This is a genomic window from Pseudoalteromonas sp. A41-2, assembly GCF_015767615.1.
GTDB classification, from domain to species: Bacteria; Pseudomonadota; Gammaproteobacteria; order Enterobacterales; family Alteromonadaceae; genus Pseudoalteromonas; species Pseudoalteromonas lipolytica.
The window spans coordinates 3,526,324-3,538,304 of the sequence record NZ_CP065231.1 but is presented as its reverse complement, the minus strand read 5'-3'; the positions used below and the strand labels follow the sequence as shown (position 1 = coordinate 3,538,304).

Here is an 11,981-nt window from a genome sequence, read left to right as displayed (position 1 = left end):
AATGTTAAAAAGATCAATGCTTGCTCTGTCACTGTTGTCTATTCTTACGGGTTGCTCATTAGAGGGAGATGATGGAAAAGATGGTTTACAAGGTGAGCAAGGTCCCGCAGGGCAAGATGGTGTTAATGGCACTAATGCACATTCACCTTTAAATATTCATCTTATTGGCCGTGCAGTATTAAATGCACAAAGCCCAGAAGGTGCCGCAGAGATTGTGGCCTATCAAGCGGCTAAAAAAAGAATTTTTGCAATTAATAGTTCGGGTGATTCTGCAGTGGTTAATATCATTCCGGCTGATAGCTTTGACAGAGCTGCGCTCGTAAAGGATAACGAAGGCGTTGTAAACGGCACTAATTTAGCCTCTGCAATTACCGTGTCTCTTAATGAGCACAGTGCGGGTGATGCAAACAGTATCGCCATCGATGAAAATAACGAATTACTTGCTGTAGCTATGGCTGCAAAAACAACGGGTGATGCAGGGCTTATCGCATTTTATGATATTAGTGGCGACGAGCCTCAGTTTATTAAGAATGTATCTGTAGGCGCCCTGCCCGACATGGTTACCTTTAGCCATGATGGTAATAAAGTACTGGTTGCAAACGAAGGCGAACCGAATGGGGATTACAGTATTGATCCTGAAGGCTCAATTAGCATCATTAACATCAATGATGGCGTGATTGCTGACACTGCTATTAGCATCACCTTCGCAGCCTATAACGATAAACAAGCAGAGCTTGAAGAATTAGGGATTGTTTTTGCTAATCCGACAGGTCGTACAATCAACGGCAAGCTAATTAATACAACCGTAGCTATGGATTTAGAGCCTGAGTACATCAGCATCTCTAAAGACAATAAGTTTGCCTACGTTTCACTACAAGAAAATAATGCCCTGGCTATCGTTAATTTGGAAAATAATAGCTTAGAGCTAAAAGGGTTAGGCTTCAAAGACTGGTCTAATTTACTCATTGATGCATCAGATAAAGATGGAGGGGTGAACTTTAAATCATACCCAGGCTTATATGGTATGTATCAACCCGATACTATCGCTAGTTTCAGCTGGAAAGGTGCAAATTTCATCGTTACAGCTAACGAAGGCGATGCACGAGAATACTTCTTTGACACAGCCGACGAAGCTGATTGTATAGCAAAAGGTGGTCTTGACTATGATGAAGATGATGGCTGCTTATCTTATATAGATGAAACCAGAGCTAAAGACTTAACGCTGGCAAGCAATTTTGATTATCTGAACAACGACAACACTGATATTGGCCGCCTAAAAGTGACCACAGTTAAAGGTGATGAAGATAACGATGGTGAATACGAGTCACTCTATGCGTACGGAGCCCGCTCATTTTCTATTTGGGATAGTAATGGCATGGTGGTTTTTGATTCTGGTGACCAAATTTCACGTATTACCGCATCAGTTCACGGCGAAGCATTTAACAATAATGAAGATGAAAATGCCGGTGATACCCGCTCAGATGACAAAGGGGCTGAACCTGAAGCATTAGCACTGGGTACTATTGGTGAGCGTACATTTGCATTTATTGGTTTAGAGCGTATGGGTGGCATTATGGTGTTTGATATTACTAATCCATACAATGTGACATTCCAAGATTACTTTTTTAACCGTGGCTTAGAAGCCGGTGCAGAAATAACCGGTGATCTTGCCCCTGAAGGGATGGCATTTATACCTGCAGAACAAAGTGCAACGAATGAAGCATTACTTGTCGTAGGTAATGAAATCTCGGGCTCAATCGCTGTGTGGGAAATTTCCACTAAGTAATCCAACTAGTAAAATAAAAGCGATAGACTGATTTTAAAGTATATCGCTTTTTCATTTGCCCTTTAATGAACATAAAAGTGACTGATTTTTGAGCTGAAATACTCCTGCAGCCCTTTATTTGTATGGTTATTGTACAAAATTGAAATTAATTAAATAAAACTGAAATAAAGCGTTGACGGCCTCCAGATAATCCCTATAATGCGCATCCACTGACACGGCGGGCAGCAACGAAAGACGCTGAACAACGTAGCAGAGAGTTAAGTAAAACTTCGGTTTTAAGTCTTCGAAAGAAAGTTTAAAATTAAGTGTTGACTCGAAAAATTAAGGATGTATTATACGCATCCCTCGAGACGCGAAAGCAACTCGAAACGTTCTTTAACAATGTAAAGCAATCATCTGTGTGGGCACTCGTACAGATTGAGTTCTAACAGTCGAGCTACTTAGGTAGTAAGACAAAAAAATTTAGAGTCTCAATTTAAACTGAGTGACCAACAGAAATAAGTTTACTTATTTCAGCACAGTCAATTCAACATCGAAAGATGTTAAATAAATTCAGAATTCATTGAGCATGTCCGCTCCCTTATGGGAAGGACAGAAAAAACTTTTAATTGAAGAGTTTGATCATGGCTCAGATTGAACGCTGGCGGCAGGCCTAACACATGCAAGTCGAGCGGTAACAGAGAGTAGCTTGCTACTCTGCTGACGAGCGGCGGACGGGTGAGTAATGCTTGGGAATGTACCTTATGGTGGGGGACAACAGTTGGAAACGACTGCTAATACCGCATAATGTCTTCGGACCAAAGCGGGGGACCTTCGGGCCTCGCGCCATAAGATCAGCCCAAGTGGGATTAGCTAGTTGGTGAGGTAATGGCTCACCAAGGCGACGATCCCTAGCTGGTTTGAGAGGATGATCAGCCACACTGGGACTGAGACACGGCCCAGACTCCTACGGGAGGCAGCAGTGGGGAATATTGCACAATGGGCGCAAGCCTGATGCAGCCATGCCGCGTGTGTGAAGAAGGCCTTCGGGTTGTAAAGCACTTTCAGTAAGGAGGAAAGGTTGGATGTTAATAGCATTCAGCTGTGACGTTACTTACAGAAGAAGCACCGGCTAACTCCGTGCCAGCAGCCGCGGTAATACGGAGGGTGCGAGCGTTAATCGGAATTACTGGGCGTAAAGCGTACGCAGGCGGTTTGTTAAGCGAGATGTGAAAGCCCCGGGCTCAACCTGGGAACTGCATTTCGAACTGGCAAACTAGAGTGTGATAGAGGGTGGTAGAATTTCAGGTGTAGCGGTGAAATGCGTAGAGATCTGAAGGAATACCGATGGCGAAGGCAGCCACCTGGGTCAACACTGACGCTCATGTACGAAAGCGTGGGGAGCAAACAGGATTAGATACCCTGGTAGTCCACGCCGTAAACGATGTCTACTAGAAGCTCGGTTCCTCGGAACTGTTTTTCAAAGCTAACGCATTAAGTAGACCGCCTGGGGAGTACGGCCGCAAGGTTAAAACTCAAATGAATTGACGGGGGCCCGCACAAGCGGTGGAGCATGTGGTTTAATTCGATGCAACGCGAAGAACCTTACCTACACTTGACATACAGAGAACTTACCAGAGATGGTTTGGTGCCTTCGGGAACTCTGATACAGGTGCTGCATGGCTGTCGTCAGCTCGTGTTGTGAGATGTTGGGTTAAGTCCCGCAACGAGCGCAACCCCTATCCTTAGTTGCCAGCGATTCGGTCGGGAACTCTAAGGAGACTGCCGGTGATAAACCGGAGGAAGGTGGGGACGACGTCAAGTCATCATGGCCCTTACGTGTAGGGCTACACACGTGCTACAATGGCGCATACAGAGTGCTGCGAACCTGCGAGGGTAAGCGAATCACTTAAAGTGCGTCGTAGTCCGGATTGGAGTCTGCAACTCGACTCCATGAAGTCGGAATCGCTAGTAATCGCGTATCAGAATGACGCGGTGAATACGTTCCCGGGCCTTGTACACACCGCCCGTCACACCATGGGAGTGGGTTGCTCCAGAAGTGGATAGTCTAACCTTCGGGAGGACGTTCACCACGGAGTGATTCATGACTGGGGTGAAGTCGTAACAAGGTAGCCCTAGGGGAACCTGGGGCTGGATCACCTCCTTATACGATTTAGAACTTATTTGTTCGTAGTGTCCACACAGATGATTGTTAGTTAGTAAAGCCATTGGCTTCACTAATTAATATGCTCTTTAAAAATTTGGAAAGCTGATAATAAAATTCTGATGAATAACATTGTTATTTATCAAGAGTTTTCAAAAGTAAAAATATGCCAATTAATCGACAGATTAATCGGTATCTACTTTAGTATTCTCATCATTATTTGATGAATTAACTTCTGGCGAAGTTAACAGCTGTCACTAACAAAGACCCGTTTGGGTTGTATGGTTAAGTGACTAAGCGTACACGGTGGATGCCTTGGCAGTTGGAGGCGATGAAGGACGTATTAACTTGCGATAAGCCTAGTCAAGCTAGTAAAAAGCACTTGAGACTAGGATTTCCGAATGGGGAAACCCACCTGCTTGCAGGTATCTTGCACTGAATACATAGGTGTAAGAGGCGAACGCGGAGAACTGAAACATCTAAGTACCCGTAGGAACAGAAATCAACCGAGATTCCGGAAGTAGCGGCGAGCGAAACCGGACCAGCCCTTAAGCTTATTATGTGTTAGTGAACATTCTGGAAAGTATGACGATACAGGGTGATAGTCCCGTACACGAAAATGCATCTTAAGTGAAATCGAGTAGGTCGGAGCACGTGAAACTTTGACTGAATATAGGTGGACCATCATCTAAGGCTAAATACTCCCAACTGACCGATAGTGAACCAGTACCGTGAGGGAAAGGCGAAAAGAACCCCTGTGAGGGGAGTGAAATAGAACCTGAAACCGTGTACGTACAAGCAGTAGGAGCCCACTTGTTGGGTGACTGCGTACCTTTTGTATAATGGGTCAGCGACTTATATTTTGTAGCGAGGTTAACCGATTAGGGTAGCCGTAGGGAAACCGAGTCTTAACTGGGCGTTGAGTTGCAAGGTATAGACCCGAAACCCGGTGATCTAGCCATGGGCAGGTTGAAGGTTGAGTAACATCAACTGGAGGACCGAACCCACTAACGTTGAAAAGTTAGGGGATGACCTGTGGCTAGGAGTGAAAGGCTAATCAAACCGGGAGATAGCTGGTTCTCCCCGAAATCTATTTAGGTAGAGCCTCGGACGAATACTTACGGGGGTAGAGCACTGTTAAGGCTAGGGGGTCATCCCGACTTACCAACCCTTTGCAAACTCCGAATACCGTAAAGTACTATCCGGGAGACACACGGCGGGTGCTAACGTCCGTCGTGAAGAGGGAAACAACCCAGACCGCCAGCTAAGGTCCCAAAGTCATAGTTAAGTGGGAAACGATGTGGAAAGGCCCAGACAGCCAGGAGGTTGGCTTAGAAGCAGCCACCCTTTAAAGAAAGCGTAATAGCTCACTGGTCGAGTCGGTCTGCGCGGAAGATGTAACGGGGCTAAACTATGCACCGAAGCTGCGGATTCAAAATTTATTTTGAGTGGTAGGGGAGCGTTCTGTAAGCCGTTGAAGGTGACCCGGGAGGGTTGCTGGAGGTATCAGAAGTGCGAATGCTGACATGAGTAACGATAATGCGGGTGAAAAACCCGCACGCCGGAAGACCAAGGGTTCCTATCCCATGTTAATCAGGGTAGGGTAAGTCGACCCCTAAGGCGAGGCCGAAAGGCGTAGTCGATGGGAAACGGGTTAATATTCCCGTACTTGGTATAATTGCGATGGGGGGACGGAGCAGGCTAAGCAAGCATGGCGTTGGTTGTCCATGTGAAAGTGAGTAGGTTGAGAGTTTAGGAAAATCCGGACTCTTAAGACTGAGACACGAGACGAGCCACTAAGGTGGTGAAGTTGTTGATGCCATACTTCCAGGAAAAGCCTCTAAGCTTCAGATTATACCGAATCGTACCCCAAACCGACACAGGTGGTCAGGTAGAGAATACTAAGGCGCTTGAGAGAACTCGGGTGAAGGAACTAGGCAAAATCGTACCGTAACTTCGGGAGAAGGTACGCTCCGATTGGTGATGAGACTTGCTCTTTAAGCTGATTGGAGCCGCAGTGACCAGGTGGCTGGGACTGTTTATTAAAAACACAGCACTGTGCAAAATCGCAAGATGACGTATACGGTGTGACACCTGCCCGGTGCCGGAAGGTTAATTGATGGGGTTAGTTTTCGGACGAAGCTCTTGATCGAAGCCCCGGTAAACGGCGGCCGTAACTATAACGGTCCTAAGGTAGCGAAATTCCTTGTCGGGTAAGTTCCGACCTGCACGAATGGTGTAACCATGGCCACGCTGTCTCCACCCGAGACTCAGTGAAATTGAAATCGCAGTGAAGATGCTGTGTACCCGCGGCTAGACGGAAAGACCCCGTGAACCTTTACTACAGCTTGGCACTGAACATTGAACCTACATGTGTAGGATAGGTGGGAGGCTTTGAAGCAGAGACGCTAGTCTTTGTGGAGCCGTCCTTGAAATACCACCCTTGTAGTTTTGATGTTCTAACGTTGGCCCCTAATCGGGGTTACGGACAGTGCCTGGTGGGTAGTTTGACTGGGGCGGTCTCCTCCCAAAGAGTAACGGAGGAGCACGAAGGTTGGCTAAGTACGGTCGGACATCGTACGGTTAGTGTAATGGTAGAAGCCAGCTTAACTGCGAGACAGACACGTCGAGCAGGTACGAAAGTAGGTCATAGTGATCCGGTGGTTCTGAATGGAAGGGCCATCGCTCAACGGATAAAAGGTACTCCGGGGATAACAGGCTGATACCGCCCAAGAGTTCATATCGACGGCGGTGTTTGGCACCTCGATGTCGGCTCATCACATCCTGGGGCTGAAGTCGGTCCCAAGGGTATGGCTGTTCGCCATTTAAAGTGGTACGCGAGCTGGGTTTAGAACGTCGTGAGACAGTTCGGTCCCTATCTGCCGTGGGCGTTTGAGAATTGAGAGGGGTTGCTCCTAGTACGAGAGGACCGGAGTGAACGAACCGCTGGTGTTCGGGTTGTCATGCCAATGGCATTGCCCGGTAGCTACGTTCGGAACTGATAAGCGCTGAAAGCATCTAAGCGCGAAGCAGGCCTCGAGATGAGTTCTCACTAGACTTTTAAAGTCTCTGAAGGGCCGTTGAAGACTACAACGTTGATAGGCAGGATGTGGAAGTGGTGTGAGCCATTAAGCTAACCTGTACTAATTACCCGTGAGGCTTAACCATACAACGCCAAACGCGTTTTATGACAGCGTAACAGACAGAAGTTAGTATACTAAAGTAGATTTTACGATTATCAGATTTCCAGATTTTATGTAGGGTGAACCTCAGCGCTTAATGCGAAATCAGTTCACCTTGCGCAAAGGACTCGTAAGCGCGATGCGCTTTGTCGAGAATCCTTTCCACGCATTTTGCTTGGTGACAATAGCGTTTTGGACCCACCTGACCCCATGCCGAACTCAGTAGTGAAACGAAACAGCGCCGATGATAGTGTGGCATTTGCCATGTGAAAGTAGGACATCGCCAGGCTCCTAATTAGAGAAACCCGATTCGAAAGAGTCGGGTTTTTTGCGTTCAGGGCTAAATCGTCCAGTACCATACTGAGATTGCATACAGAGATAAAAGGCGCATAAGCGCAAGATGAAGAGACGTAGGAGGCACTTTAGTGCCGAAGTGTCTGATATGCCCTTCATACATAACTACTGACATTCACGGCTAAAGCCGTTCCTACGCTTTGTAATCATGATGTTCAATCACGGTTCTAACGTTGTTTAATCATGATGACAGTAGTGGAGAATGATGGTTCTCTTAAATCGCTCATTTCACCTACACTGAGATAATTAGCGCGTAGGTGGCACTTGAGTGCCGAAAGAGTCTGATATGCTCTTCATGCATAATACCATTCCGCTTAAATATCTGATCTAATATAGGCTATATAAAATCACCGGTTAATAACATTGAACCAAAACATAGCTGAACAGCTTTTAGCGCTTTCGCGAAAAGAACCAAACGCACGAAAACGCATACGATTACTCGCAGTATCATTATTTTATGAGGGGAATAGCAGAACCGATATTGCAAAACGTCTTAACATAGCACGAAGTAGTGTTAATAAATGGGTTTCAAGTTACCTAGAGCAGGGGCTGTATGGCTTAGACAATAAGCCTATACAAGGGCGTCCATCTAGATTACAACAGTCACAACTTGAGCAACTGTCTGAATTTATAAAACGCACGAACACAGAACTTCAAGGTGGCCGGCTTACCGGTGAAGACATTGTGCATTACATTAGCACTGAATTTGGTGTTCATTATCACTTAAATCATACTTATAAAATACTCAAGCAGCTTGGCTTTAGTTGGATCACAAGCCGTTCGAAACACCCTAAACACTCATTAAAAAGCCAAGAAGCTTTTAAAAAACTTCCAACTGGAAACGATCCTTCACACACCCGGACACCTTCCACTTGACCGTATCGACGTATGGTTTCAGGACGAAGCACGATTTGGCCAGCAAAATCCGACTACGCGCATTTGGGCTGAAACAGGCACTCGGCCACGGATAGTAAAACAACAGCAGTTTGACTATGGATATTTATTTGGTGCGGTATGTCCTGCCACAGGCCAAACAGAAGCGCTAGTAAGCCCATTCGTCAATAAAGAAGCAATGACGCAGCACCTGAGTCAGATATCACAAGCTACACCAGTTGGCAGGCATGCTGTCGTGATAATAGATGGCGCAGGCTGGCACACATACGATACAGCCGCAGAATTTAACAACCTCACGCTAATAAAGCTCCCTCCTTATTCACCAGAGTTAAACCCAATAGAGCAAGTATGGAGCTGGATACGACAACACTGTTTATCCAATAGAGTGTTTTCGGGCTATGACGAAATTGTTGATGAAGTTTCAAAAGCATGGAATCACTTTATTTCAATACCGGAGCGAGTGATGAAGATGTGTAATCGGGAATGGATAAAGTTGATTTAACCTTTATGCGGAATGGTATAACCCCTGAGATTCACGGCTAAAGCCGTTCCTACGCTTCTTAATCACGATGTTAAATCACGGTTCCCACGTTGCTTAATCATGATGACAAGAATGAAGGGACTCTAAAATGGGCTACTTCACTTTATGCTAACCTAATTAGGGCGTGGAGGCACTTGAGTACTGAAAATATCTAATATGCCCTTCATACATAACCCCTAACATTCACGGCGCTGTGTCTGGCGAATTACTTGATATATCACACTGTTCTATTTCTTTTACATCTGCGCGGCCATCGCTTAGGTAGCATTGTTCTAGTAAAGAGCAATAGCAGATCTCGGTTTTGATGCTATTACGTTGCTTGTTTACTTTGTCCCATTGAGTTTCATTAAATCCCGTTCGCTTGAAACCAAAAAGTTTAAGTTCGCTGCCAGATGCCAGTAAACGGTTATCACTGGCACTCGTCATAATCCAGCCAAATGCTTCGAAAATATTTATGTTGGGAGAATCATCTTGCAGAGTTTGTAGCTGTGTTTCATATGCTTGTGTATCAAAACAGCATGCAGAAATTACTTTATAGATATCTAAATATGATTGGTCGTTATAGTGATACTTCACATACTTTACTATCGCAGGTCCTGATCCTGAATTAGTGAGTACAAAGGTGATTTCAGGTAGATTTTTTTCTTCATCAAAATTCCCCGTCATAACTTCAAGCCAAGGCCATGTGGCGGCTTTTACTTGTCGTTCTGCAGCATTTGCTTGCAGGTATGTGGCATAAAAAGACGCTGCTGAAATAATAATGGCACACAGTGCGAGAAAGAGGTTTAGGCGCTCATTGGTAAACCAAGCTTTAGGCTGTTTAGAGTCGTCGGGTTTAGTGCTTGCCGTGGTTGATTTTGGTTGGTGTTCATCGCTTGCCTCTTGCTGATGTGTCTCAAGAGTGGATTCGGTGACGTCCTTTTGTTGATTATCCATGACTTTGTCGTTGTTATTTTTATAGACTACTAAAGATACAACTTTAATTGGATATATAAAAGAGACAGGGAGTAAAACTCCCTGATTTGGTATTAACTATTTGAGATAAATACGGTGAGCTTTTCGCCTACTCTTAGACTATCCCTAGAAAGGTTATTCCATTGCTTTAGTTTTGTTATGCTGACTTTGTATTGCTTTGCTATTTTCCATAAGCTGTCGCCTGCTCTTACTTTGTACTCAATTTGTTGATCAGCTAAATGCGGTAATATGAGTTTTTGACCTACGCGAATAATGTTCGTTTTTAAGCTATTAAAGGTTTTAAGCTGGCTGACAGTCACTTTATAACGTTTTGCTATCACGCTTAAGCTATCGCCGCGTTTTACGGTGTAATGTTGCCACTGGCTGTAATCATTACTTTTCTGATTTGCTAACAGTGTTTTAAAAGTCGACTGTTGATCTTTTGGTACCACAATATGTGGCGCATCTATTACTGCAGGGTAGCGAATTACGCCATGGTTTAACTCTTCGAGTTCTTGCCATTTTGCTTTGTCAGCTAAGATCACAGCCCCTGACACAGGCAAGATGCTAATTGCTTCTTCATTTTTAATCGACGGAAAGACCATTTTTTGATGTTTAAGCAACTGTGCCGCAGCGAGCAACTTGGGCACATATTGGCGAGTTTGTGATGGCAGTTTTAAGCTGAAAAAATCGGTTGGTTTACCTTGCTTCTGATTACGAGCAATAGCTTGTAACACTCGCCCCTCACCGATATTGTAGGCAGCAATAGCATGATACCAATCGCCATCAAAGCGTTTATAAAGATACTCCATAAAATCGAGAGCTGCACGTGTGCTGTCAATCACATCTTGGCGACCATCATACCAAGGAGTAATTTTTACTTTAAAGTATTTGGCAATTGAAGGAGTGAGTTGCCATAAACCCGATGCATGCTTGTGCGAATAGGCACTGGCATCAAAATCGCTCTCTATAAGCGGCATTAGGGCAAGTTCTATGGGTAAGTCACGGTTTTCTACTGCTGTGACGATATGATACAAATACGGCGCTGCCCGACGGCTTATTTCTTCCATATAATTCGGATGAGTAAGGTACCAAGCAATGCGCTTTTGTACATCAGGATGACTTGAATCGCTAAACTGCAGTTGAACGCGAATACGCTGCCACACATCTTCAAGTTCACTTGGTTTTAGCGGTGGCACCGCATCTACTTGTTCTGTTTTAGATTCTGTAACCACAGTATCTGGATTTGCCTTAATTATGGGCTTCTTTTCAGTAAGAGACTCAGGGGCAGTCTGACAGCCTGTTACAATAAGACAAACAACAAGGCCTAAAAATCGATTTAAAAACACGTATTAAAATACTCCGTTAACTTAGGTGCGGGTAAACTAAAGCGCCTAAGCTTAACATAGGGTGAGCTAAAAATGACCATTAGATTAACAACGTGCTAACTCTCTCACCCAATTGAAATTAAAACGAAATACTAACTTGTAACCCAGCATAACCATGGTTTTGTGCCTCCCAATAGCGGCTGTCTATTTCTCGGGCTCTGGCATAGATCTCTATTCTGAATGGCTTAGAGTCCACGCCTATACCAACACCCACATAGCCATCGATACTATTGTTATCGTCATCGAAGCGGTCGTTATAGTCATGGTCTTTTCGGTCGTCGTAGAAAGCAAGCTCAATTAAATCTAAGCCCACTTCGCCATAGACAAAAAAGTCACTGAAATAGCCAAATTTTATGCCAGTATCGAGGGTTAAAAATGTCTCCCGATCACCTTTTTTAGTAAACACTTCAGCTGACCCAAGTGCTGTTGTCAATGCTGCGCCAAAATTGCTGTTGTTATTTTTAGCCATAAATTCGACACCTGCCGAGGTGATTGAGTCAGTGCTATTACGTTCTGACTTCACAAACAGGTTTATATTAGGGTTGTCATAAACCCCTGCAAAGCTTGTAGAAGGAATTAAGGCAAGTGGTGCAAAAAGTGCTAAGCCGAGATATTTCATATTGAATTTAATCCATTAACTGTAATGGGTACAATAATATCAATCTTGGTGAGTTCTAATTGTAAGAAAATGTTCTAAATTGGCAGGTTAGCCGACAATGTGTGCTCAATTTAATATCGC

General features: G+C 44.7%; 5 protein-coding genes and 3 rRNA genes. 5 read left to right on the top strand and 3 right to left on the bottom strand.

Translation table 11 applies throughout. From position 1 onward, the window contains the following. Position 1 precedes the first annotated feature (1 nt). The 5 genes from IT970_RS15880 to IT970_RS15860 all read left to right on the top strand — a co-directional run bounded on the left by IT970_RS15880 (position 2) and on the right by IT970_RS15860 (position 8,861). Positions 2–1,786, top strand: coding sequence for a choice-of-anchor I family protein (locus tag IT970_RS15880; RefSeq protein ID WP_036973720.1), 1,785 nt, complete (start codon positions 2–4; stop codon positions 1,784–1,786). 605 nt (positions 1,787–2,391) lie between these two features. Continuing rightward, positions 2,392–3,932, top strand: a 16S ribosomal RNA gene (locus IT970_RS15875). 280 nt (positions 3,933–4,212) lie between these two features. Continuing rightward, positions 4,213–7,097: ribosomal RNA gene (locus IT970_RS15870) — 23S ribosomal RNA — on the top strand. Between the two features lie 188 nt (positions 7,098–7,285). Beyond that, positions 7,286–7,400, top strand: a 5S ribosomal RNA gene (rrf, locus tag IT970_RS15865). The 16S, 23S and 5S rRNA genes sit together here, the layout of an rRNA operon. A gap of 440 nt (positions 7,401–7,840) precedes the next feature. Continuing rightward, a protein-coding gene (locus IT970_RS15860; RefSeq protein ID WP_374027195.1) for an IS630 family transposase occupies positions 7,841–8,861 on the top strand; the annotation gives its coding sequence in 2 pieces (ribosomal slippage) (positions 7,841–8,293 and positions 8,295–8,861; 1,020 coding nt in all). A gap of 222 nt (positions 8,862–9,083) precedes the next feature. Here IT970_RS15860 and IT970_RS15855 read toward each other — a convergent pair. The 3 genes from IT970_RS15855 to IT970_RS15845 form a co-directional block, all read right to left on the bottom strand. Next, complete coding sequence (locus IT970_RS15855) at positions 9,084–9,836, bottom strand: hypothetical protein (RefSeq protein WP_196857483.1); 753 nt, start codon at positions 9,834–9,836, stop codon at positions 9,084–9,086. 92 nt (positions 9,837–9,928) lie between these two features. Then, positions 9,929–11,203, bottom strand: a complete 1,275-nt coding sequence (locus IT970_RS15850) for a LysM peptidoglycan-binding domain-containing protein (RefSeq protein ID WP_196857482.1) — start codon at positions 11,201–11,203, stop codon at positions 9,929–9,931. 118 nt (positions 11,204–11,321) lie between these two features. Next, positions 11,322–11,861: a hypothetical protein gene (locus IT970_RS15845; protein ID WP_036973642.1), complete on the bottom strand. Its 540-nt coding sequence runs from the start codon at positions 11,859–11,861 to the stop codon at positions 11,322–11,324. Between the last annotated feature and the right edge of the window lie 120 nt (positions 11,862–11,981).

Excerpts from the sequence above, each read along its gene's own strand:
- IT970_RS15845 (WP_036973642.1), bottom strand. The coding sequence starts at position 11,861 with ATGAAATATCTCGGCTTAGCACTTTTTGCACCACTTGCCTTAATTCCT.
- IT970_RS15855 (WP_196857483.1), bottom strand. The coding sequence starts at position 9,836 with ATGGATAATCAACAAAAGGACGTCACCGAATCCACTCTTGAGACACAT.
- IT970_RS15880 (WP_036973720.1), top strand. The coding sequence starts at position 2 with ATGTTAAAAAGATCAATGCTTGCTCTGTCACTGTTGTCTATTCTTACG.